The sequence below is a fragment of the Cobetia sp. UCD-24C genome (genome assembly GCF_001306765.1).
GTDB lineage: Bacteria > Pseudomonadota > Gammaproteobacteria > Pseudomonadales > Halomonadaceae > Cobetia > Cobetia amphilecti.
The window spans coordinates 65,088-88,439 of the sequence record NZ_LJTD01000009.1 but is presented as its reverse complement, the minus strand read 5'-3'; the positions used below and the strand labels follow the sequence as shown (position 1 = coordinate 88,439).

Sequence of the window (23,352 nt, the reverse complement as noted above, 5' to 3'; positions counted from 1 at the left end):
TCAGGCGTCGGTGGCGGCCTTGGCGGCGCTCATGCGGCGACGCAGGATGGGGCCGACGATCACCGGCAGCAGCAGACCGGCGATGGCGATGCACCACAGGGTCACGGCCAAGGGGCTACCGATCAGGATGGTCCAGTCGCCGTCAGACAGCTGCATGGCGTGACGCAGGTTCTTCTCCATCTCTGGCCCCAGCAGCATGCCGAGAATGACCGGCACCAGCGGGATATCCAGCTTGCGCAGGAAGTAGCCAGCGACCCCGAAGGCGACCATGAAGTACAGGTCGAAGGTCGAGTGGCTGATGGAGTAGATGCCCACGAAGGCGACCATGGTCACCACCGGCAGCAGGTACTTGGGTGGCACGGACAGCAGCTTGACGAAGATGCCGACCATCGGGATGTTCATCAGCAGCAGGATGACGTTACCGATCAGCAGCGCCGCGATCACGCCCCACACGATGTCGCCGTGCTGGGTGAACATCAGCGGGCCGGGGGTGATGTTGAGCGAGATCAGCATCGCCAGCAGCACCGCGGTGGTACCGGAGCCCGGCACGCCCAGCGTCAGCATCGGCACCAGGGCACCAGAGGCGGCACCGTTGTTGCCGGCTTCCGGGGCGGCCACGCCGCGCGGATCACCTTCACCGAAGTTGCCTTTCTTGCCGAGGATCTTCTTCTCCAGCGTGTAGCTGATGAAGCTGCCCAGCGACGCACCGGCACCCGGCAACACGCCGGAAATGAAGCCCAGCACACCGCCGCGGAAGGAAGTCGGCAGGATGGCGACGATGTCCTTCAGCTTCAGGGTCATCTTGTTCATGGCGATCATCGGCTTGCCTTCACCGGCGTGCTGTTCGATGAAGAACAGCAGCTCCGAGATGGCGAACAGACCGACGATGGCGATTATGAAGTCGATGCCCTCGAACAGCTCCAGCACATCGAAGGTGTAGCGCTGGGTGCCGGTGGAGCCATCGATGCCGACGGTGGCGATCATCAGGCCGATGGCGGCGGCCATCAGCGTCTTGACCGGATTCTTGCCGGTGATGCCGCCCAGGGTGGCGAAGGCCAGCACGAACAGCGCGAAGTATTCCGCCGGGCCGAAGGTCAGCGCGAAGCTGGCCAGCCACGGCGCCATCACGATCAGGCCGATGGTGGCGATCAGGCTGCCGATGAAGGAAGCGATCGCCGAGATGGCCATCGCTTCGGCGGCCTTGCCTTTCTGGGCCATCGGATAGCCATCGAGACAGGTCATCATCGCCGGCTCATCGCCCGGGATGTTGAGCAGGATCGAGGAGATGCGCCCGCCGTACATGGCACCGGCGTAGACCGAGGTCAGCAGGATCAGCGAGGTTTCCGGGCTCAGGCCCAGGGTGAAGGCCAGCGGAATCAGGATGGCCACACCGTTGGCCGGGCCCAGGCCCGGCAGTGCGCCGATCAGGGTGCCCAGGAAGGCCCCCAGCACGGCGAACATCAGATTCTCTGGCTGCAGGGCGATGCCGAAGCCCTGCATCAAGAAGCCAAGACTTTCCATTACGCCACCTCCAGGATGCCCAGCGGCAGTGGTAGCTCAAGCACGAAGTTGAACAGGGCGAAGACGACGATGCCGCCGAGCAGGCCTGTCACGTAAGCGCGAACCGGCTTGGATCCCATGCGCCAGCACAGGGTGCCGACCGCAGCGGTGGTCGTGACGATGAAGCCCAGCGGCTCAAGCAGTGCGGTGTACAGGCACAGGATGACGATGGCCAGCACCATCTCGGCGCCGGTGCGGCTCCACGGCCATTGCTGGTCCGGGTCGGGGCGCACGATCAGATACAGGCTGCTCAGCGCCAGCACGATCGAGAGCACCGTGGGGAAGGTTTCGGGCCCGATGGACTCGGCCCCGCCGAAGGGTTCCGGGAACTGCTGGGCACCCCAGCCGTACGCGACGGCCAGGGCGAGCATCAGCAGACCAAAGATGCGGTCATTCATCAGCGAATCAGCCCAATGTCCTTGGAAAGGGTCTGGATGTCCTTGATCTGTGCCTTCACGAAGGCATCAAACTCGGCACCCGATTTGTGGAACGGCATCAGGCCGCTCTTGGTCATCACGTCTTTCCATTCTTCGCTTTCATAGACGCTGTCCAGCGTGGTGGTCCAGTACTGCTCGGCATCGTCGCTGACACCGGCCGGGATATAGAAGCCGCGCCAGTTGGGGGCGACGGCATCGATGCCCTGTTCGCGAGCGGTCGGCACGTCAGCCAGCTTGCCCGGCAGGCGCTCTTCGGAGAGCACGGCCAGCACTTTCAGGTCGCCGGATTCCATGAAGCCCTGGATCTCGGAAATATCACCGGTGAAGGCCTGCACGTGGCCGCCGACGACCTGGGTGATGGCTTCGCCGCCGTTGTTGTACGACAGGTAGGAGACCTTGGGCAGGTTCTCGACATCGGCTGCCTGGGCAGCGATCAGCACCTTGAGGTGATCCCAGCCACCTGCGGCACTGCCGCCGGCGAACTTGACGGATTTCGGGTCTTTCTTCAGCGCGTCCATCACCTCACTCAGGGTGTTGTACGGCGAATCCTTGGAGACGGCGATGGCGCCGTAGTCCGCGCCCAGTGCGCCGATCCACTCGACCTGGTCCTGATTCATGCCCGGGAACTGGCCCTGGGCCAGACGGGTGGTGGTCGCGGTGGAGGCGGCCACCAGCAGCTGCTCGTCACCGGCACGCTTGGAGACGGTGTGCGCGAAGGCGACGCCGCCACCGGCACCGGCCATGTTGATGGTCTGCACGTTGCCTGGCACGAAATCGAGCTCAGACAGGATCTTGCCGACGCTGCGGCAGGTGAAGTCCCAGCCGCCGCCCGGATCAGCCGGAGCGATGCAGTCAACCTTGCCTTTCGGTTCGAAGGCGAAGGCCTGGGCGGACATGGCGGTGACCACCGCGGCTGTCAGGAGTTTGAGTGTCATATGACGTGTCATGGCGACCTCTGGTGTTATTGGATTGTGGTAGCGGCACATGTCGTGGGTCAGGCGCTGGCAGCGGTTGAGCGAGAAATTCGCCCTGCAGCCGCGAACCTGACAGCAACCTTACAGTTCTGTAAGGCGGAACTTTATTCTGTATGGTGAAATTAGACTGCCGCCCGATGGCTCGCAAGATACCCATTCGTCGCACCGACCTTGGTCGAAAGGCGTATTTGCGCACCTTTGCGGTGCATTTTTGTGAATGATCCGGCGGGGTGTCGTGTTGGAATCTGGCGGTTTTCGACGCTCTCTTGCTCCTCTCTTGTTCCTCTCTCACTCCTCTCTTGTATCTATCTCGTTTCTCTATCGCTGAGCTCTGGCTGCTCTTGCTTGCCTCGCTCGCACCTCTCCCAGCAGGCCCGAGCGGGACGCTTGCGTCGCCTGCGTGAGCTGTGCGTTCACGGGGGCCTCGGCTGGCTTGTCGTGTTTGAAACGTTATGCGGCGTTGCAGCAGAAGCGTGGCCATTGGGCTTTGGTCTAGCGTGTAGCCGGTGGCCAGACTGCGTGCTGACCGGGTGCCAGCGGCAATCGTGCAAGGGGACAGGGGAGGGGAGAAGACTCATGGCCAAGGTGTTGGGCAGTGTGTGGGCGTTGTTGCTGGGTATCGTGCTGATCATGCTCGGCAATGGCATGCACTTCACGCTGATCGGTCTGCGTGGCGGCATCGAGGGCTTCTCCTCGGCGGAGCTGGCGATCGTCACCTCGGGCTACTTCGTGGGCTTTCTCTCCGGCGCGCGCTATACGCCGGTGCTGATCCAGCGGGTCGGGCATGTGCGGGTGTTCGCGGCGCTGGGCAGCTTCATCTCGGCGGCCTTGATCGCCTTGCCACTGCTGACCGACCCCTGGGCCTGGACGCTGCTGCGCCTGCTGATCGGCTTCTGCATGTCGGGCATCTATGTCACGGCGGAAAGCTGGCTGAATGCGGCTGCCAGCAACGAGACGCGCGGCAAGGTGCTGTCGGCCTACATGATGGCGCAGACACTGGGCATCATCGGCGCGCAGGGCCTGTTGACGCTGGGTGACGCCGCGACCTCGGTGCTGTTCATCTGTGCCTCCATCCTGGTGTCGATCTCCTTCGGGCCGATTCTGCTGTCGGCGGCCGTGGCCCCGGCGGTCGAGGTGTCGCGGGCCATGTCGTTCGCGAAACTGTTCAAGGCGTCACCGCTGGGCGCCATCGGCATCTTCCTGCTCGGCAGTGTCTATGCGACCCAGTCGGGGATGGGCGCGGTCTTCGGCACCCAGGTGGGCCTGTCGGGCTCACATATCGCTCTGTTCATCGCCATGCTGTTCGCCGGTGCGCTGGTGTTGCAGACCCCGATCGGCTGGCTGTCGGACCGCATGGACCGCCGCGTGCTCATCTGCGGCCTGTCCGCCGCCGGGGCAGGCTCATGTCTGTTCGGCTGGATGGCGGGCGATGCGCTGTGGCCGTTGATCGCCTCGGCCTTCTTTGCCGGGGGCGTGACCACACCGCTGTATGCGCTGCTGCTGGCCTTCACCAATGATTCGCTGTCGGCCGAGGAGATGCCGGGCGCCTCCGGCGGGCTGGTGTTCGCCTTCGGGCTGGGCGCCATCGTCGGGCCGCTGGCAGCAGGTGGCGCGATGGAGGTGATGGACCCCTACGCCTTCTGGCTGGTGCTGGCGACCACCTTCGTGGCCATCTCGCTGTATGCGCTCTATCAGATCACCCAGCGCGAGATGGTGCCGGTCGAGGAGACCGACAGTTACCTCAACATCCTGCCGACGGCGTCACCGATGGCGGTTGAGGTGGCGGTGGAATGGGCACATGAACACGCCGAGGATGAGCAGCTGGCCGCCGAGGCTGCCGAGGCGGCAGCGCAGGAAGAGGCCTTCGAGGTCGCACTGGAAGAAGCCTTCGAGGAGGCATTGGAAGAGGCGCTGGATGAGGCGTTCGAGGCCAACGTCGCACCGCTGGAGGAGGCGGAGCTGGTGGAGCCGGATCACGAGTACGTGGCAGAGCCGCTGCTCGAGGCTGATGCCGACACGGAAATCGCGTTCGAGACGGAGCGGTTGTCCGAGCTGTTGCCGGGAGCGGAGCCGACAACTGAGACAGAAGCAGCGCCGGAAACAGAGCCTCGGTCACAGACAGATTCAGAGAGAGATTCTGAGCCGCACGAAGAGAGCGACCCGCAATCGCCCTATCAGTTTGACTCCGAACATCAGCCGCCCAAGGGGCCGTGGCCCTCCATGCCTTGAGGTCGTTGGAAGCCAGTCCGTCGCAAAAAGACGCCACCCCGAATGACGGGGTGGCGTCTTTTTTGGGGCTGCCTTGAGCTTTTGCCAGTCTCGAGCGTTTGCCAGGCGAGCGCGGCGCTCAGGGCTCAAGGGTCTCAGAGAGCCAGTACCTCAGGGCTTCAGTCGATCACTGCAGGCCCAGCTCCTGCGACATCTGCTCGACATCGCTGACCTGCTGGGTGATGAAACGATCCAAGGCCTTGCCAGACTTGTGGAACGGCATCAGGCCGTTGTCCTGCATCACCTGCTGCCACTCGGGAGTCTCGGCCATGCGGTTGAGGGTCTGCTCCCACCAGTCGAAGGCGGCATCCGATGCGCCACCCGGCAGGTAGAAGCCGCGCCAGTTGGGTGCGACCACATCGATGCCCTGCTCACGCGCGGTGGGAATGTCGCTGTACTGGCCGGGCAGACGCTCTTCACTGAACACTGCCAGCAGGCGCAGGTGGCCGGATTCGACAAAGCCGCGGGCCTCGGTCATGTCGCCGGTGAAGGCCTCCAGGTGGCCGCCCATCACCTGGGTGATGGCGACGGAGCCTGAGTCGTAGGCGAGGTACGGCAGGGCGCGCAGATTGTCGATGCCCGCCTCACGCGCCGCCATCAGCACCTTGAGGTGATCGAAGCCGCCCGCGACATCGCCACCGGCGAAGCGCACCGCCTTGGGGTCTGCCTGCATAGCGGCCAGCAGCTCGTTCAGCGATTGGTAGGGTGAGTCCTCGGCCACGGCAATCACACCGTAGTCGGCGCCGAGAGTCATCAGCCAGCGTACGTCGTCGACCTTGCCGTCCTGATAGGCATGCTGGCCCAGGCGGGTGGTGGTCGCGCTCGAGGCGGCGACGATGACTTGCTCATCGGCGTGGCGCTTGGACTTCACATGCGCGAAGGCGACGCCACCGCTGGCACCGGGCACGTTGAGGATCTGCATGCCGGCAGGGATGAGGTTCTGCTCATCCAGCAGGCGGGCCACGCTGCGACAGGTGAAATCCCAGCCACCGCCGGGCTTGGCGGGCGCGATGCACTCTGTCTTGCCCTGCGGGGCGAAGTCGGTCTGTTCGTTCTGCTCCTTTTGGGCGGCGTTGGCGCTCAAGGGTGCCAGCAGGCCAAGGCTGAGCAGCAGGGCAGCGGGCAGGGCGCCAGTGCGCTGTCGAGCATGCTTTCTGCGTGAGAAGGGATGGCGGGCAGGGGATGTAGCGTGCATGGCATTCGTGTCCTTGGTGTTCAGCGTCGATCGTTATGGTTATGTCAGTCAGCGCGGCATGGAGCTGGGCGTTGCTGGCTGTCGCACGCTCATGACTGTTGTGATGAGCTTGTGTCATGAGCTTGTGTCGTGAGCTTGCGAGAGTGCGAATGAACGAAAATAGCCTATTTCGGCGAGTCGCGAAAAGGCACGGCAGGCGGGCATCGCGCAGAGAAATCGCATTTCCCGCGCCGTCACTCCTCAAGGTGGTCTCGGGATTGCTAGAATTGCGCCATCAGGCTGTGGTGAGCGCTCCGCGATCTTCCAGCCGCCGCCTTTCATTGAGGAGACGGGCCATGACCCTTACCCCGCGCATGCACGACTTTCTCGCCCGCCTGCCCAAGGTGGAGCTGCACCTGCACATCGAAGGCTCGCTGACGCCGGCCTTGATGTTCGAGCTGGCGGCGGAGCAGGGCATCACATTGCCCTACGCCACCCTGGAGGAGGTCGAGGCGGCCTATGACTTTGCGGACCTGCCTGCCTTCCTCGCGCTCTATTACCAGGGCATGGGCGTCTTGAATGACGAGTCACACTTCTACCGCCTGGCGCAGGACTACTTCCGCCGTGCGAGCGCTGATGGCGTCAAGCATCTGGAGCTGTTCTTCGATCCGCAGGCGCATCTGGCGCGTGGCGTGAGTCTGGAAACCCAGTTCGCGGGGCTGGAGCGCGCCTGCCGTGAGGCGGTGAAGGAATTCGATATCACCTCGGCGCTGGTGCCGAGCTTCCTGCGTTGTCATTCGGCGGCGTCTGCGCGCGAGTTGTTCGACGCGCTGATTCCCTTCGAGTCACGCTTCGTGGGCGTCGGCCTGGACAGCGCCGAGATCGGCAATCCGCCGGAGAAGTTCACCGAAGTCTTCCAGCTTGCAGGGGAGCGCGGCTGGCATCGTGTCGCGCATGCAGGCGAGGAAGGCCCGGCAGAGTACATCCGCACGGCGCTTGAGGTGCTGGGGGTGGAGCGTATCGACCACGGTGTGCGCTGCCTGGAAGATGCCGCCCTGGTCGCGGAGCTGGCCGAGCGGCGTATCCCGCTGACGGTGTGTCCGTTGTCCAACGTCGCGCTCAAGGTGGTGGAGCGCATGGAAGACCACCCGCTGCCGAAGCTGATCGAGGCGGGCCTCAATATCACCCTCAACTCGGATGACCCGGCCTATTTCGGCGGCGGCATGCTCGACAACTTCATCGCCGTGCAGCAAGCGCTGAATCTCAGCGAGGCGCAGTGGCTCACCCTGTGCCGCAACGCCATCGACGCCGCCTTCCCGCAGCGTGCCGAAGGCCTCGGCATGAGTGACGCCCGCCGTGGCGTGCTGCTGGCGCAACTCGATAGCTGCGCTGCCTGAGAATTATCACTGGCGCTTGAATACTGAATGCAATCAACGGCTTGGCCACCAACATCGCCAGTGCGACGCCGCCTGCGGCAACCGCTCCATCAGATGTTGCTTGACCGCGCTAAGTCGTTGAGTACAATGCAGTTCTGGCGTACGCAATGCACCGCCCTGCGGGTGTAGCTCAATGGTAGAGCAGAAGCTTCCCAAGCTTAAGACGAGGGTTCGATTCCCTTCACCCGCTCCAGATTCTTCAAAAAAGCCTCCCGAAAGGGGGGCTTTTTTGTGTTTGGGGTGCTAGAACTACTTTAGGGTCTTATTATAAGAATGTTGCTTTCTAGTCTATTTTTTAAGTTTTTCAAATGTGATATCTTGTGCATTATTAATTCTTCTTCAGTTTGGTATTTCATTTGGTCATCTCCTGCTAAGTTTAGTTTTATATCATTAGCCCTCTTTATCCATTCATCGCGCTCAGTGTCGCTATTAAAAACTTGTTCGTTTATTGATTTGTTAAGCACTTCCTCAATGCCCTGCCTATTGCTGATGGCTAGTTCTCTAGCACTTTTTAGTTGACTTAGTTTATAAGTCAAAGATTCTAGTTCGCGATTTATTAGGTTGATTCGCTTTACTGTTTCGGCTTCGTTTTCTTCATCATATTTGTTTTTGTTGTTTCTTTCTAAGTATAACAAGTCCTCTTTGGAGGAGGTGTTCTTTAAGGCTTCGCGTATTTCATCTACAATCTTATGGCTTACTTCCTCACCTAAATTGGTCCTGGCTAGCTCCAAGAATCTATCTGCTTGATAAATATGTATCCTATTTTTTGTAATATCTTCAAATTCTTTTATTAGCTCTGGTCTAGGACCTAAAGTTTTTCCATTAAAAATCTGCCACCAGTCCTCTTTTTTATCATCTGTGATGAATATTATGCCATTTTCTGTTTCAGTAGAGCGCTTAATAATTTCTTTCCAAATTATTAAATCGCCGTACTTGTTTAGCGAGCTTTCTATGCTACCTTCTCTTCCGCTTTTCTTTGCATCTTTGTAGCCTGGTGGTACAAGAGCTTCGTATCTAGACTCGCCTTCAGAAAATATTGCTACTAGCTGCTCTTGGGGGAAGTTAACGCCTACTTTTTCATTATACATACTCAAGAACTGGTTTTTTATATCATCATCATTTACTCTTTTTGTATAAGTTTCTTTGTTGGTATTAAATTCGTTTGATAGTTTTTCGAATGCATTCTCAATGGTATCCATAGCGCTTTTGCTTGCGAATGGATGCTGTCTATTATTGTGAAGTTTTTGTTTTAAAGATTCTATGTCGCTTAAGATCTTGTCATATGAACCTTCTTGCTCACCGATAACTTTTAGTCTGTTGTCTAAATACTCTTCTACGACCCTGTAGGGTAGCCAAGTTCTATCTTTTATTTTGTCTAGTAGGCCTAGGAATTCTTTTTGAGTAGAATCGGAATAGCGATAAATGTTAAGAAGTATGCTGGTGTCTAGAATAAATTCAAAACTATTCCAGTCTTCTTTAACAGTCTCTTCGCTATGCTTGAAATGACCAGGGAACAGGTTTCTCATGCTTTTCTCATTTTTAAATTTGTAAGGTTATTTGTGCATGTTGCTAATGTTCTTCGCCAGTGCCGCTAGTTGCACATCGCCCCCGCGTGGGCCATCGGCGCTGACGACGTAGCCATCGTATTCGGTCATGTAGTACTTCATCTTCGAGTGTCTGGCCTGCCATTCGCCTGGCTGTGTGCCATGCAGCGGGATTAGCTTGGCGTGCAGGTGGTTGACGCCGTAGCCCTCGAAGATGATGGCGGTGCGTGCTACCCCGAAGTAGGCGTCAAGTTTACGTGCCACGCGGCGCGTGAAGCGCATCAGGCCGAGAATCACCTCATCGTCTTGCTCATACACGCAGCTGCCCAGGTGGCGTTTGGGAATGACGACCGTGTTGCCCGGGGTAGAGGGAAAGATGGAGAGAAAGGCCAGGAAGTGCTCATCTTCGGCCACGACATGGCTTTGACTGTGGCCTGCAACGATCTGACAAAACACGCAGTCACTCATGGTTCTTCCCTGGTAGTTTAGTGTCGCCAGATTCGTCCTGAATCTGGGGCAGAGTTTTGTGATCGGAGCCCTTGTGATCAGGGCCCTTGTGAATAGCGCTCGGCAGTCTCCTTGCATGAGTGAAGTGTGATGGAGGCTGGTTGTCAATGCCAGGCAGCCCCCGCAGAAGTGGTTATCGGCAGCAACAACATGCTCAAAGAGGGGAGCGGTTGTCTTGCTGAGCCGATCGGGGCGAAAAGTGTTGCTGACGTGGCGGCGAGCCGCGATATTGGCAGGTCACCTTTCAGAAGTTCTTCATTCGTTGAACGACAAGGAACCCCAGTGGAACTCACCGTCTGGTTGGCATATGTCAGCGTCATCACCGCCTTGATCACCTTTCCCGGACCGTTTGCGTTGCTGTGCATGGATCATGGCCTGCGCCACGGCCGACGCCGATCGTTCGCGACGGTTGCGGGTGGGGCGGCGGCGTCACTGGTGTTGATGGCCTTGTCGTCGCTGGGCCTCGGCGCGGCATTGGCGGCGTCGGAGACGGGGTTTCTGGTGCTGAAGATCGTCGGGGCGCTCTATCTCATCTATCTGGGCATTCAGGCCTGGCGGGCGCCATCCCAGCCGGTGGTGTTCGACGCCGTGGGGGAAGACGGGCAGATGCGCGCCCGAGCCACGCGTTGGCAACTGTGCCGCAAGGGCTTCGGTATCGGGATCAGCAACCCCAAGGACCTGCTGTTCTTCGGCGCGCTGTTTCCCAATTTCATCGACATGGCCCAGCCGCAGCTGCCCCAGTTCGTGGTGCTGGCGCTGACCTGGCTGGTGGTGGACCTGCTGACGATGAGCACCTACGCCCATGCGGGTTCCAGCATCAGTCGCTGGTTTGATAGCCACCGGCGCGTGCGGCTGTTCAATCGCACCACGGGCAGTCTGTTCGTCGTGGCCGGCGCGGGGCTGGCGGCGTCGCATCGTTGAGCCGAGCCCCGCTCTATTGCCCAAGACGTAAAGCGCACGAAGACGACAACGGCACCCGAGGGTGCCGTTGTCGTGTCTGGAGCCTGTCGATCACCAGTGCTTTCGGGCTCAGCGCTCAGGGCGAGATTCGAGATACTTGCTCAGCAGTTCGCGATCTTCACTGGTGACCTTCTGCTTCCAGCTTTCCACCACATGCTGACTGGCCTCCTCGAGGGCATCCTGCAGCTCAGGCGGGGCCGGGGTGATCAGCTTCGCGCCGTTCTCCTGCAGAGTGGCGTAGGCCTCGTCCAGCACGCTGTGGGTGGCCGTCCAGCCGGCAGACTCGGCGGCATGCGCGGCATCGATCAACGCCTGCTGCTGCGCCTCTGTCAGGTCGTCGAAGCTATCGCGATTCATGTGGATGATATTGAGCGGCATCGCGTAGTTGAGCGTGGTGAAGTGGGGCATGTAGCGGTAGAGCTCCGCACTGACACCGCCCATCGCGGAGGTCAGCGCGCCGTGGATGCTGCCACCGGGCAGCAGGGGTTTGAGCTCTCCCCAGCTCATGACCTGAGGCGCCGCGCCCAGGTTGAGCAGCACACGCTGCGTGTTGCGGTCGTAGGTGCGGATCGGCATGTCCTTCAGGTCATCACCGTCAGCGATGGGCGCTTTCGACCACAGGCCGCTGGGCGTCCACGGCAGGGCATACAGCAGGATCTGGTTGTACTCGGCGAGCAGTTCCTCGTAGCGCGGCTTCGCGACCACGTACAGGCGGTGAGCTTCATCGAGGTCGTAGGCGATCGCCGGCAGTGAGGAGATGCCGAAGAAGGGGGCTTCCTCGGCGAGCGCACCACTGAGTGTCGCGGCGATGTCGATGACACCGCCGGTGGTGGCCTGCAGGTGACTGGCGGAGCGAATGTCCGAGCGCAGCGTCAGCGTCAGGTCACCTTCGGACTGGCTGGCGACCTGCTGACTGAATTCGGCAGCGCGTTGGCCCATCATCGTGTCGGGCTCGTAATCGCTGCTCATGCTGAGGGTCGTTTGAGCGTGCGCGCTGAGTGCGCCGATCAGGCCTGCCGCTGCCAGGCCAGCGGACAACAGGGTGGAGATACGTGAAGAAGGCGTCATGGGGAGTCCTTTCTTTTTGTCTTTGACCTATGCCCGCTAGGGTAGAGCATGCCTGCGTTTATGCTCAGCTGAATCGTGTCTACGCGGTTTTTTCAGCGTTGCCGGGGAAGGTGGCCGTCGTGGCGGCGGCCGTCATGGCCAAGGTCGGTGGCACGGGCGCGCGCCTGACTCAGAGGGTATCGCGTTGTGCGAGATAGCGATCCAGCAGTTCGCTTTGCTCGAGGTCAACCTTGCTGCGCCAGCTCTCGATCACGCTGACACTGGCGCGTGCCAGTGAGCGCTTGAGTTCGGGCGAGAGCGGATTGCTGACCGTCACGCCGGCCTCTTCCAGCTGGGCATGGGTCTGTTCCAGGACGCTGGCGATGGCATTCCAGCTGGTGTCTTCGATCTCGGTCGCGGCGCTGAGAAGGGCCTCGCGCTGGGTGTCGTCGAGCGCCTCGAAACGTGACCGGCTCATGTGAACGATATTGAGCGGCATGGCGTATTGCAGCGCGGTGTAGTGATCCAGCGTGCGGTTGAGCTCCGCCGTCAGGCCGCCCAGGGCCGAGGTCATCACCGCCTCGATACGGCCTTCGGCCAGTTGCTGTTGCATCGGCTCCCAGCCGAGCACGGTGGCGATGGCGCCAAGGTTGAGCAGCACGCGTTGGGTATTGCGGTCGTAGGCCCGCACGGGCACGCCCCGGAGGTCATCGCGTGTGGTGATCGGCTTGCGCGACCACAGCCCGCTGGGCGGCCAGGGCAGGGCATAGAGCAGAACCTGGTCATGCTCTTCCAGCTGCGCTTCATAGCTGGGGCGCGCCAGACGGTAGAGTTCGCGCGCCTGATGCGGGTCATCGACCAGGGTCGGCAGCGAGCTGAGGCCGAACAGCGGCATATCGGCGGCCAGCGCGCCGCTGTGGGAGTCAGCCAGCTGGATGATGCCGGCGTTGATGGCCTCGAGGTGATTCACCGAGCGCAGCCGACTCAGCGGGCCTTCTCCGAAGGTGATCGCGAGCTCGCCCCCGCTGAGCGATGCCACCTGATCGACGAACTGCTGGGCGCGCTGGCCCATCATGGTCTGGGGGCCGTATTCGCGGCTCATGGTCAGCTCGACAGGCTCCGCCTGGGCGGGCGTGCCCAGGGCGGAAAGCCCCAGCGCCAGGCCCACGCCGAGCGCTCTCTTGATGCCGAACATTCTCTTCATGTCGTGCACTCCCTGCATGACAAGCACTGCCTTCATGCCGCTACGCTGTCCGATTGGCATTCGTCGTCATCCATCCATAGGGGGTAAATCAAGTATCTCTCAAAAGTGCAGGGCGTGCTGTCGCTGTCCCGGTCAACGCTTCCCTCGTTGGCCTGTTTCACGCCTGCACCGGCACGATTCGGCAGGGGCAACGGGCGTTGAACTGCCAGTTGGCGCAATGTGGTCTACGCTCAAATCATGGCTGTGCAACTGCCCTGACACGAACTCCGCGCCGGGACCGCATGGCCGGATTGTCGACGACTGTCAACGGGAGGTAGACCACATGCTGACCCACGTATGGGGCTTGATGGCGCATCCGCAACGGGAATGGCAGACCATCCGCAAGGAACACGAATCCATCACCCACCTCTACGCACATCATGTGCTGCTCATGGCGCTGGTGCCTGTCATCTGTGCCTATATCGGGACCACGCAGTTCGGTTGGAGCCTGACGGAAGGCCACGCCATTCTTCTGGAGCCACTGGATGCCTTCTTCGCCGGTATCGCGTTCTATATCGCCATACTGACAGCGATCGGCTTCATGGGCACTGTCATTCACATGCTCTCGCAGCGTTTCTCGGGGCACCCCAGCCGCCGGCGTTGCATCATCTTCGCGGGCTATGTCGCCACGCCGATGTTCCTCGCGGGGCTGGTCGCGCTCTATCCCGTCATCTGGGTGTGTATCCTCGCGGGCACCATTGGCCTGTGTTACAGCGCATACCTGCTGTATCTGGGCATTCCGCCACTGCTCGACATCTCCAACAAGGAAGGCTTCCTCGTCACCGGGTCGACACTGGGGATCGGGGTGCTGGTTCTCGAGGGCCTGCTGGCGGTCACCGTGCTGCTGTGGGGGTATGGCGCACGCTGGTTCATGTAGTCCTTCGCGGCACGTAGGCGTCAGTCTGCTGACGCCATCGGCGCAAAAAAGCGCCTCTGCAACGCCTCGCCTTCATAGGCGGGGCGTTGTCGTTCTGTGCGCGGGTTGGCGCGTGGCACTTGTGCTCGGTGGCGGCGGCGTGGAAAGTGTTGGACTCAATCGACAGTGTGGAAGAAAGCGCATGGACAAGTTTGAACAGCGACTGGAGCAGGCTGCGCGGGCTGCATGGTTGTCATATGTCGGTGGACGGACCCAGGACGACATCGCGGTTCAGCTGGGGGTGTCGCGCCCCGGCGTGCAGCGCCTGCTGTCGTTGGCGCGCCAGGAGCGGCTGGTCAAGATCTCCATCGATCATCCCGTGGCCAGCAGCATGGCGCTGTCGGATACGCTGGTAGAGCACTTCGGGCTGAGCTTCTGTGATGTGGTGCCCTCTGACACCCAGTCACCGGAGAGCATCGCGGAGTATCTGGCGGTGGCGGGTGCCGAACGCCTGGCGTACTATCTCGGTCGCCAGCAACCGCAGACCATCTCACTGAGTACCGGGCGCGCGGTACGCGCAGCGGTGGAAGCGCTGAGTCGCAGCGAGCGCCCCCAGCATCGCATCGTGTCGCTGGTCGGCAATGTGGCGCTGGATGGCTCCTCCAACCGCTATGACGGCGTGATGCTGCTGGCGGACAAGATTGGCGCTGATCGCTTCCTGCTGCCGGCGCCCGTGGTGGCGGCCAGCATCGAGGAGAAGGAGTCGCTGCAGGGGCAGAATCTGGTCAAGGCGGTGTTCAAGGTCGCCTGTGAGGCCGATGTGGGCATGATCGGCATCGGGCGTCTCGATGCCCAGGCGACGCTGTTCCAGGATCAGTTCATCAGCGCCGCCGAGCGCGATGAGCTGATGGAGGTCGGTGCCGTGGGGGAGTTGATGGGCTGGCCGCTGGACACCCATGGCCGGCTGATCGATTGCCCGCTGGCGCAGCGCATCACCAGTGTGCCGCTGACCTCGCTCAAGGCGCAGCCGCTGATCGGGCTGGCGGGCGGCCACGACAAGGTGCCGGCCATCCTGAGTGCGTTGCGCGGTGGTTGGCTGCAAGGGCTGATCATCGATGAGGTGGCCGCCCAGCGGGTCTGCGCGGCCCTCAAGGAGTGAGCAGGAGGCTCTCTCGAATAGCGTCATTGTGATGGCCGCAGTGTGATGGTTTTCTGCTGACGGCTTGCGCTTGACGATCGGCTCCCGATGACAGGCTCCCGTGGATACACGTCGCACAAGGCGCCGAGCGAGTCATCGGGAGCAGGGCGGGGCGCATGGCCCCATGCCTTGCTCCTGGTGTCGTTCTTTGTGTCGTTCTTTGTGTCGTTCTTTGTGTCGTTCTTTGTGTCGTTCGCGGTGTCGTTCGCGGTGTCGTTATCGTGGTCAGGGTTCAGCATTGTCGTTGCCCGCGCGATGCTCGCGTGAGGCCCAGGCGTCCCGTTACCTTCCCGGTGCTATTGCTCTGCTATTTCTCCGTCACTCCTTCGCCCTTCCTTCTCAATTCCTTTGCTATTTCTCCGCGATACCTGCGCTTTTTCTTGCCCTTTGCTCTCTCTTTGCTCTCTTTTTTCTCTCCCTTGGTTCGCTCTTTATTTCCCCTTGGTTCTCCCATCCTCGCGTCGGAGGCACGACTTTTGGGGAAAACGCTACCTTCTCTTGTCTGACAATCGAACGCGTTTGTTCGCCTCAATGATAAAGAATCGGGGCGGCTATCGTGGTCTGCGTTGTTTCGTTTAACGCTAATATCTGTCTATGCTGAATTGCACGTAAGCTCAGTGGCCATGCCGCCTTGTGGCCTACACCTAAAGGATCAGATCCCAAGGTTGTATAGCCCAAGGTATAGCGCTTCAGGGTTTGCTTTTTCACAGGTCTGATCCGATCATTTGTTCACTGAATGACGTTTTGATCGAACGTGTTTGCGTCGCGATGTCTCGCCAGGACATCCGTTCACCAAGCCGGTTGATGGGAAGGTATCGGTGCCCAAGGCGCCGCTGCCCTCGAAAAGAACAATGCCAATAACGCCCCGATGGAGTGCCCTCATGCGCCTACCTCACATCACCAAGTCCCGCCGTCATCTGCTCTCGCTCGCCAGTGTCGCTGCCCTGGCGCCGCTCAGCGCTCAGGTCAGCGCCGAGACCATCACCGTCGCGACCGTCAACAACGCCGACATGGTGGTCATGCAGAGCCTGACCAGCGAATTCGAGAAGGCGCATCCGGACATCACCCTCGACTGGGTGGTACTGGAAGAGAACGTGCTGCGTCAGCGTCTGACCACCGATGTGGCGACCCAGGGTGGCCAGTTCGATGTCATGACCATCGGCACCTATGAAGTGCCTATCTGGGCCAAGCATGGCTGGCTGACCAAGCTCGACAACCTGCCGGAGGAGTATCAGGTCGATGACCTGATCAAGCCGGTGCGTGATGGTCTGAGCGTGACCGAGGGCGAGAAGAAGGGCCTCTACGCGCTGCCGTTCTATGGCGAAAGCTCCATGCTCTATTACCGCAAGGACCTCTTCGAGCAGGCCGGTATCGAGATGCCGGAGCAGCCGACCTGGAGCCAGGTCAACGACTGGGCCGCCAAGCTCAACTCCGCGGATGAAGGCGTCTACGGCATCTGCCTGCGCGGCAAGCCGGGCTGGGGCGAGAACATGGCGGTGCTGGGCACCATGGTCAACAGCTTCGGCGGCCGCTGGTTCAATGAGGAGTGGGAGCCGCAGCTGGATTCCCCGGCCTGGAGCGAGGCCATCAACTTCTACGTCGACATGATGGGCAAGTACGGCCCGCCGGGGGCGACTTCCAACGGCTTCAACGAGAACCTGGCACTGTTCTCCAGCGGCAAGTGCGGCATGTGGGTCGATGCTACCTCGGCGGCCGGCAAGCTCTACAACCCGAAGGAATCTTCCGTGGCCGACAAGCTGGGCTTCGCGCCGGCACCGATCGCCAAGACGGAGAAGGGCTCGCATTGGCTGTGGTCCTGGGCGCTGGCGATTCCGGAATCCTCCAAGTCCAAGGATGCCGCCCAGACCTTCATCACCTGGGCCACTTCCCAGGAATATGTGAACCTGGTCGGCGAGCGTGAAGGTTGGGCCAGCATCCCGCCGGGCACCCGTGTCTCCACCTACGAGAACCAGTCCTACAAGGACGCCGCACCCTTTGCCGGCTTCGTGATGGACGCCATCACCAGTGCCGACCCGACCGATCCGACCCTGGAGCCGGTGCCCTATGTCGGCGTGCAGATGGTGACCATCCCGGAATTCCAGTCCATCGGTACCCAGGTGGGTCAGATGATCGCCGCGGCGCTGGCCGGCCAGATGTCGGTCGAGCAGGCACTGTCCTCCGCCCAGCGTTCCACCGAGCGCACCATGCGCCAGTCGGGTTACTGATCTGATCCAGCCGGTCTGATCCCCACGGATTTGATCTGAACGGATCTGATCTGAACGTTGCAACGGCCTCCCGCCTTGCCTTGAGCCTCAATCGAAATTGACTCGAAGCACGGCGGGAGCCCCGTCCGGCACCCGCGGTACCCCCTTCCTCTCGAGACTCCTGCAACGCCCTCGCGGCGTGGCACGGGGAGCCTCGGCCTGAAGCCCACCGCATTGCCCGACTTCCTCACCGTATCGAAGGACTCACCATGCGCACGAGAGCATCCGGACGCACCGTCGGGGGATTGCGAACCCTGTCGCTGCAAGCCCCAGCCGTAAGCCTGTTGTTGATGTGGATGCTGGTACCACTGGTCATGACCCTGTGGTTCTCCTTCCAGCGTTACAACCTGATGATGCCGTCGGTGTCCGGCTTTGCCGGCGTCGACAACTATTACTACCTGCTGACCGACCCGTCCCTGTGGACCGCCATGGGCAACACCTTGCTGCTGGTGGGCTGGGTGCTGGTCGCCACCGTGGTCGGCGGCACGCTGCTGGCGGTATTGCTGCAGCAGGAATTCTTCGGCCGCGGCGTCGCGCGTCTGTTCGTGATCGCGCCGTTCTTCATCATGCCCACCGTGAGTGCCCTGGTGTGGAAGAACATGATGATGCACCCGGTCAACGGCATTCTGGCCTGGGTCGCCGGGCTGTTCGGTCTGCCGGCCATCGACTGGTTCGCCAGCCTGCCGCTGACCTCCATCGTGATCATCGTCACCTGGCAGTGGCTGCCGTTCGCGGTGTTGATCCTGCTGACCGCCATCCAGTCACTCGATGACGACCAGGTCGAGGCGGCGCGCATGGACGGGGCAGGGCCGGTGGCGATCTTCTTCTACATCACCCTGCCGCACCTCAAGCGTGCCATCAGCGTCGTGGTGATGATCGAGATGATCTTCCTGCTGACCATCTTCGCCGAGATCTTCGTCACCACCTCCGGTGGTCCGGGGCTTGCCTCGACCAACCTGGCGTACCTGATCTACATCCGCGCCCTGCTGGACTTCGATGTGGGTGGTGCCTCCGCCGGTGGCGTGATCGCCATCATCCTGGCCAATATCGTGGCCTTCTTCCTGGTGCGTACCGTCGCCAAGAATCTCGAGAACTGATGACAAGCGCTCAGCACAGGGAGACTCAATGATGTCGACTTCAACTTCCAATTCCGTGGCCGCCGCCAGCGCTGCCGTCAGCGCCAGTCGCGCGCGCCGCAGCGTGATCAACAAGAAGCTTGTCCTGACCCTGGTGGCCTGGACCATCGCGCTGGTGATGTTCTTCCCGATCTTCTGGATGATCCTCACCAGCTTCAAGACCGAGGCCGAGGCGATCGCCACGCCGCCGAGCCTGTTCTTCACGCCCAGCGTCGAGGGCTATATCGAGATCCAGGCACGTGCGGACTACTTCAAGTACGCCCTCAACAGTGTGGTGATCTCGCTCGGGGCAACGCTGCTGGCGCTGCTGATCGCGATTCCGTCCGCCTACTCGATGGCCTTCCTGCCCACCAAGCGTACCCAGGGGACACTGCTGTGGATGCTGTCGACCAAGATGCTGCCGTCCGTGGGCGTGCTGCTGCCGGTCTACCTGATCTTCCGCGATCTGGGCCTGCTGGATAGCCGTACCGGCCTGATCATCATCTACATGCTGATGAACCTGCCGATCGTGGTCTGGATGCTCTACACCTTCTTCAAGGACATTCCCAAGGACATCCTCGAAGCCGGGCGCATGGATGGCGCCAGCACCCTGCAGGAGATCTTCCACCTGCTGCTGCCGCTGACCCTGCCGGGCATCGCTTCCACCGGTCTGCTGTGCGTGATCCTGAGCTGGAACGAGGCGTTCTGGAGCCTGAACCTGACCACCTCCAACGCCGCACCGCTGACCGCCTACATCGCGTCCTTCTCCAGTCCTGAAGGACTGTTCTGGGCCAAGCTTTCCGCGGCTTCCACGCTCGCCATCGCGCCGATCCTGATCTTCGGCTGGATGACCCAGAAGCAGATGGTACGCGGCCTGACCTTCGGCGCCGTCAAGTAATCCGCGCCAGCCAGAGACACGCAAGACGCACACGCAAGACGCATAAGCCACAGAGAGGTACGCCGCCTGCGTCACATTGGCTGATGAACATTGCCTGATGAACATTGACTGATAGCAGATCAGCGCAGGCGGCCGAGAGCCACACGCATGTTGCACCCTTGCCATGCCACCCAAATTTGCCATCACCTGCCCTCGGGCAGGTGCGGATAAGGAAACTTCCCATGTCCACACTCACGCTCAAGAACATCGTCAAGGAATTCACCTCCGGCAGCGGCGCCAGCGCCTCCACCACCCAGGTCATCAAGGGAGTCGATCTGGAAGTGAAGGACCAGGAATTCGTGGTCTTCGTCGGCCCGTCCGGTTGCGGCAAGTCCACGCTGATGCGCATGATCGCCGGTCTCGAGAATGCAACCTCCGGTGACATCCTGATCGATGGCAAGCGCATGAACGATATCGGCCCGGCCGAGCGCGGCCTGGCGATGGTGTTCCAGAGCTACGCGCTCTATCCGCACATGACGGTGGGCGAGAACATGGGCTTCAGCCTCAAGCTCGCCGGCGTCTCCAAGGAAGAGCGCGCCGAGAAGGTCAATGCCGCCGCCGAGGTGCTGCAGCTCGGGCCGCTGCTGGACCGCAAGCCCAAGGCACTCTCCGGTGGTCAGCGTCAGCGTGTCGCCATCGGCCGCGCCATCGTGCGCAACCCGAGCATCTTCCTGTTCGATGAGCCGCTCTCCAACCTGGACGCCGCGCTGCGGGTGCAGATGCGTATCGAGTTGGCGCGCCTGCATGCCGAGCTCAAGGCGACCATGATCTACGTGACCCACGACCAGGTCGAAGCCATGACCATGGCCGACAAGATCGTCGTGCTGCAGGGCGGCGTGGTCGAGCAGGTCGGCTCGCCGATGGAGCTCTACCATCACCCGCGCAATCGCTTCGTGGCCGGCTTCATCGGCTCGCCGAAGATGAACTTCCTCGACATCACCGTCACTGGCGTGGCCGGCGAGGGTGTCACGGTGCGCCTGCCTGATGGCAGCGAGCGCCTGATCCCGGTGGTGAGCCAGACCGAAGATGGCGCCTCGGTCATCGTCGGCGACAGCCTGACGCTGGGCGTGCGCCCCGAGCATCTGATGCTGGACGCGCAAGGCCCGTTCAGCGGCCAGGTTCAGGTCATCGAGCGTCTGGGCGGGGTGACCTCCCTGTACCTGGCGACTCCGGATGGTTCCGGCGACACGCCGATCGGCGGCCTCAAGTCCGACGAGCAGTCCGACAGCGGCTGGATCCTGATGGCGGATGGCGACGTCAACAGCCGCGTGGGTGACAGCATCCGCTACGGCTTCGATACCGAGCGGGCGCACCTCTTCACCCGTGAAGGGCTGGCGCTGCAGAATCTCAACCGTCACCCGCTGACCAGCCTGACGCGTCAGGACAATTCCCTGTCCAGTGCCAGCGCCGCACAGGAAGCCCGCGCATGAATCGGGCAGCCGCGAATCGGGAAGCCAGAGAGGATGATGAGATGATTACACCCTTGCAGCAGGTGATCTTCGATTGTGATGGCGTGCTGGTGGACAGCGAAGTGCTGGCCGAGGAGGAGCTGTCGCGTCAGCTGGGTGAGTGGCTGCCGGATCTCGACACCGAGGCCGAGCTGCGCGCGGCGCTGGGCATGACCACCGAGGCCATCCTGGGGCATCTGGAGGCCATGAGCGCACACACGCTGCCGCCGCAGGCGATGGAGCGCATCGACCACGCCATCGAGTCACGTCTGGCAAAGGAACTTGCGCCCATCAGCGGCATGGCGGAACTGCTTGGCGGGCTGTTGGCGAATGGCGTGGCCGTGGCGATCGTCTCCAACAGTGCCGAGCGGCGAGTGCGTGCCTCGCTGGCCGCTACCGGTCTGGATCGCTGGCTGGGCTCGGTGCCGCTCTTCACGGCCGAGCAGGTCGCGCGCCCCAAGCCCGCGCCGGACGTCTATCAGCTGGCGCTGCGTCAGCTGGGGCGCGATGCCCTGGAGTGCGTGGTGATCGAGGATAGCCTCGCCGGCGTCAGCGCGGCGGTCGCGGCTGGTCTGCGCGTGATCGGCTTCACCGGCGCCGGGCACATTCCGCCGGGCCACGCCCAGCGTCAGCTGGAGGCGGGTGCCTGGCAGAGCCGTGCGAGCATGGAGGAGGTCAGTGGTCTGATCAGTCAGCTGCGTATCGGTCAGGCCAGCGACCTGAGCGCCACATGAGCACCGTCAGGGGGTGACAACATGCAGACGCTATCCGAGTCGGCCAATAATAGTGAGCCGCTGACCTCGCCGCGCAGCGCCCGGCTCGCCGGCAAGGTGGCGGTGGTCACCGGCGCTGCAGGCGGTATCGGCCTGGCCATCGCCACCCGGTATGTCGCGGAAGGTGCCTATGTGGCATTGGCGGACATCAATGGCGAGGCGGCCGAGCGTGCCGCGAAGCGACTGCGTGCACAGGCCGGGCCGCAGGCGCGGGTGCTGGCGGTGACGCTGGACGTGACCTCCAGCGTCTCGCGTCAGAGCATGCTGGAGTGCGTGCAGGCCCAGCTGGGCCCGATCGACATTCTGGTCAACAATGCGGCCGTCTTCGCCATGGCGCCGGTGCTTGAGGTCAGCGAAGGCATGTTGCGCCACCAGCTGGCGGTCAATGTCGAAGGGCTGTTCTTCACCCTGCAGGCGGTGGCCAGAACGATGGTCGAGCGCGGGCAGGGCGGCAAGATCATCAACATGGCCTCGCAGGCAGGGCGGCGGGGTGAGGCGCTGGTCAGCGCCTATTGCGCCTCCAAGGCGGCCGTGATCAGTCTCACCCAGTCCTGCGGACTTGATCTCATCCGCCATGGCATCAATGTCAATGGCATCGCGCCGGGCGTGGTGGATACGCCGATGTGGGATCAGGTCGATGCGCTGTTTGCCCATCACGAACAGCGCCCGCTGGGAGAGAAGAAGCGGCTGGTCGGGGAGGCCGTGCCCTATGGGCGCATGGGACTGCCGGATGACCACGCCGGCGCCGCGGTATTCCTGGCCTGTGAAGACAGCGATTTCGTCGTCGCCCAGACACTCAATGTCGACGGTGGCAACTGGATGAGCTAAGGATGAAAGACACCTTCCGTCCTGCTGCAAGCGGTGTGCATCCATGAATGAGGTAGTCACGTGACATCTTTACCCGATTCTCGCCTGGCCCACATGTCGCCCTCACTGGACGACATGGCCAGCCGTGTGCTGGCGGAACATGCCTCCAGTCAGCGCACACGTACCATCGTGGCCCTCGCCGGCCCGCCGGCGGCGGGCAAGTCGACGCTGTCGGAATCCCTGTGCGAGACCCTCAACGCGCTGGAACCCTGCATCGCCGTGGTGGTGCCGATGGATGGCTATCACTACGACAACGCCGTGCTGGCCCCTCTGGGGCTGCTCTATGTCAAGGGCGCTCCGGAGACCTTCGATGCGCGCGGGCTCTATCATGATCTCGTCAGGGTGCGCGCCGATGATGGTCCGGTGGCCGTGCCGGTGTTCGACCGCCCGCTGGATCTGGCGCGTGCCGGAGGCCGCGTGGTCGAGCCCCGTCATCGCATCGTGCTGGTCGAGGGCAACTATCTGCTGCTGCGCCACGCGCCCTGGGATGCGTTGCTGGAATTGTTCGACATCCGCATCTTCCTGGACATCGAGGATGAGGTGCTGGTGCCGCGCCTGCTGCATCGCTGGCGCGAGATGGGCCAGGATGCGCGGGGTGCCCATGAGCGTACCCATCACAAGGACATGCTCAATGCGCATCTGATCAAGCAGGACTCGCTCAACGCCGACTGGCGCTGGCGTCTGGCGAACGACCCCATCGGCCCCGACGCGGATGACAGCTGAATGATGGATGGCAAGGAGAGC

General features: G+C 61.7%; 20 protein-coding genes and 1 tRNA gene. 13 read left to right on the top strand and 8 right to left on the bottom strand.

Features of this window, described 5'->3' with window-relative positions; translation table 11 throughout:
* Genes AOG28_RS13495 through AOG28_RS13485 form a run of 3 tightly spaced genes read right to left on the bottom strand, consistent with a single transcriptional unit; the run spans position 1 to position 2,932 of the window.
* On the bottom strand, positions 1 to 1,521 hold the full coding sequence (locus tag AOG28_RS13495) for a tripartite tricarboxylate transporter permease (protein WP_043335451.1): 1,521 nt from the start codon (positions 1,519 to 1,521) through the stop codon (positions 1 to 3).
* On the bottom strand, positions 1,521 to 1,958 hold the full coding sequence (locus AOG28_RS13490; protein WP_054556783.1) for a tripartite tricarboxylate transporter TctB family protein: 438 nt from the start codon (positions 1,956 to 1,958) through the stop codon (positions 1,521 to 1,523). Before AOG28_RS13490 ends, AOG28_RS13495 begins: the two co-directional genes overlap by 1 nt.
* A complete protein-coding gene (locus AOG28_RS13485; protein ID WP_233593457.1) occupies positions 1,958 to 2,932 on the bottom strand; it encodes a Bug family tripartite tricarboxylate transporter substrate binding protein in 975 nt (324 codons plus the stop codon). Before AOG28_RS13485 ends, AOG28_RS13490 begins: the two co-directional genes overlap by 1 nt.
* Positions 2,933 to 3,547: 615 nt before the next feature.
* On the opposite strand from AOG28_RS13485, the gene AOG28_RS13480 reads away from it, so the two are divergent.
* The gene (locus AOG28_RS13480; RefSeq protein ID WP_082388796.1) at positions 3,548 to 5,200 is read left to right on the top strand and encodes an MFS transporter; all 1,653 of its coding nucleotides are present in this window, start codon (positions 3,548 to 3,550) and stop codon (positions 5,198 to 5,200) included.
* A gap of 166 nt (positions 5,201 to 5,366) precedes the next feature.
* Here AOG28_RS13480 and AOG28_RS13475 read toward each other — a convergent pair whose 3' ends face one another.
* Entirely contained in the window at positions 5,367 to 6,434 is a 1,068-nt protein-coding gene (locus tag AOG28_RS13475; protein ID WP_054556781.1) for a Bug family tripartite tricarboxylate transporter substrate binding protein, read from the bottom strand.
* Positions 6,435 to 6,769: 335 nt separating this feature from the next.
* On the opposite strand from AOG28_RS13475, the gene AOG28_RS13470 reads away from it, so the two are divergent.
* Both AOG28_RS13470 and AOG28_RS13465 read left to right on the top strand, forming a co-directional pair.
* Positions 6,770 to 7,810, top strand: a complete 1,041-nt coding sequence (locus AOG28_RS13470) for an adenosine deaminase (protein WP_326998974.1) — start codon at positions 6,770 to 6,772, stop codon at positions 7,808 to 7,810.
* A gap of 158 nt (positions 7,811 to 7,968) precedes the next feature.
* Positions 7,969 to 8,042 (top strand) — tRNA-Gly (locus tag AOG28_RS13465).
* Positions 8,043 to 8,103: 61 nt separating this feature from the next.
* Here the strand turns inward: AOG28_RS13465 and AOG28_RS18270 are convergent.
* Together AOG28_RS18270 and AOG28_RS13460 are read right to left on the bottom strand one after the other, a co-directional pair.
* Positions 8,104 to 9,375, bottom strand: coding sequence for a PIN-like domain-containing protein (locus tag AOG28_RS18270; RefSeq protein ID WP_152965424.1), 1,272 nt, complete (start codon positions 9,373 to 9,375; stop codon positions 8,104 to 8,106).
* Between the two features lie 27 nt (positions 9,376 to 9,402).
* Entirely contained in the window at positions 9,403 to 9,849 is a 447-nt protein-coding gene (locus tag AOG28_RS13460) for an HIT family protein (RefSeq protein ID WP_200906791.1), read from the bottom strand.
* A 333-nt stretch (positions 9,850 to 10,182) separates the two neighbouring features.
* Here AOG28_RS13460 and AOG28_RS13455 point away from each other — a divergent pair, with 333 nt between their 5' ends.
* On the top strand, positions 10,183 to 10,821 hold the full coding sequence (locus AOG28_RS13455; RefSeq protein WP_054556779.1) for a LysE family translocator: 639 nt from the start codon (positions 10,183 to 10,185) through the stop codon (positions 10,819 to 10,821).
* A gap of 108 nt (positions 10,822 to 10,929) precedes the next feature.
* Here the strand turns inward: AOG28_RS13455 and AOG28_RS13450 are convergent, their stop codons facing one another.
* Both AOG28_RS13450 and AOG28_RS13445 read right to left on the bottom strand, forming a co-directional pair.
* Positions 10,930 to 11,928 (bottom strand): TRAP transporter substrate-binding protein, encoded by a 999-nt coding sequence (locus AOG28_RS13450; RefSeq protein WP_054556778.1) that lies wholly within the window; start codon positions 11,926 to 11,928, stop codon positions 10,930 to 10,932.
* Positions 11,929 to 12,097: 169 nt separating this feature from the next.
* The gene (locus AOG28_RS13445; RefSeq protein ID WP_160317880.1) at positions 12,098 to 13,111 is read right to left on the bottom strand and encodes a TRAP transporter substrate-binding protein; all 1,014 of its coding nucleotides are present in this window, start codon (positions 13,109 to 13,111) and stop codon (positions 12,098 to 12,100) included.
* A 322-nt stretch (positions 13,112 to 13,433) separates the two neighbouring features.
* Between AOG28_RS13445 and AOG28_RS13440 the strand changes: the two genes are divergently transcribed.
* The 9 genes from AOG28_RS13440 to AOG28_RS13400 all read left to right on the top strand — a co-directional run bounded on the left by AOG28_RS13440 (position 13,434) and on the right by AOG28_RS13400 (position 23,331).
* Positions 13,434 to 14,027, top strand: a complete 594-nt coding sequence (locus AOG28_RS13440) for a Yip1 family protein (protein WP_082388794.1) — start codon at positions 13,434 to 13,436, stop codon at positions 14,025 to 14,027.
* Positions 14,028 to 14,208: 181 nt separating this feature from the next.
* Entirely contained in the window at positions 14,209 to 15,165 is a 957-nt protein-coding gene (locus AOG28_RS13435; protein WP_054556776.1) for a sugar-binding transcriptional regulator, read from the top strand.
* 920 nt (positions 15,166 to 16,085) lie between these two features.
* Positions 16,086 to 17,429, top strand: coding sequence for an ABC transporter substrate-binding protein (locus tag AOG28_RS13430; protein WP_054556775.1), 1,344 nt, complete (start codon positions 16,086 to 16,088; stop codon positions 17,427 to 17,429).
* Between the two features lie 248 nt (positions 17,430 to 17,677).
* Entirely contained in the window at positions 17,678 to 18,565 is an 888-nt protein-coding gene (locus tag AOG28_RS13425) for a carbohydrate ABC transporter permease (RefSeq protein ID WP_043334545.1), read from the top strand.
* A gap of 31 nt (positions 18,566 to 18,596) precedes the next feature.
* Positions 18,597 to 19,481: a carbohydrate ABC transporter permease gene (locus AOG28_RS13420; RefSeq protein WP_043334580.1), complete on the top strand. Its 885-nt coding sequence runs from the start codon at positions 18,597 to 18,599 to the stop codon at positions 19,479 to 19,481.
* A 221-nt stretch (positions 19,482 to 19,702) separates the two neighbouring features.
* The gene (locus AOG28_RS13415; protein ID WP_054556774.1) at positions 19,703 to 20,950 is read left to right on the top strand and encodes an ABC transporter ATP-binding protein; all 1,248 of its coding nucleotides are present in this window, start codon (positions 19,703 to 19,705) and stop codon (positions 20,948 to 20,950) included.
* A 41-nt stretch (positions 20,951 to 20,991) separates the two neighbouring features.
* Positions 20,992 to 21,702, top strand: a complete 711-nt coding sequence (locus tag AOG28_RS13410; protein WP_235507036.1) for an HAD family hydrolase — start codon at positions 20,992 to 20,994, stop codon at positions 21,700 to 21,702.
* A gap of 21 nt (positions 21,703 to 21,723) precedes the next feature.
* A complete protein-coding gene (locus AOG28_RS13405) occupies positions 21,724 to 22,569 on the top strand; it encodes an L-iditol 2-dehydrogenase (RefSeq protein ID WP_054556773.1) in 846 nt (281 codons plus the stop codon).
* Positions 22,570 to 22,629: 60 nt separating this feature from the next.
* Complete coding sequence (locus tag AOG28_RS13400; RefSeq protein ID WP_326998973.1) at positions 22,630 to 23,331, top strand: nucleoside/nucleotide kinase family protein; 702 nt, start codon at positions 22,630 to 22,632, stop codon at positions 23,329 to 23,331.
* Positions 23,332 to 23,352: the final 21 nt, after the last annotated feature.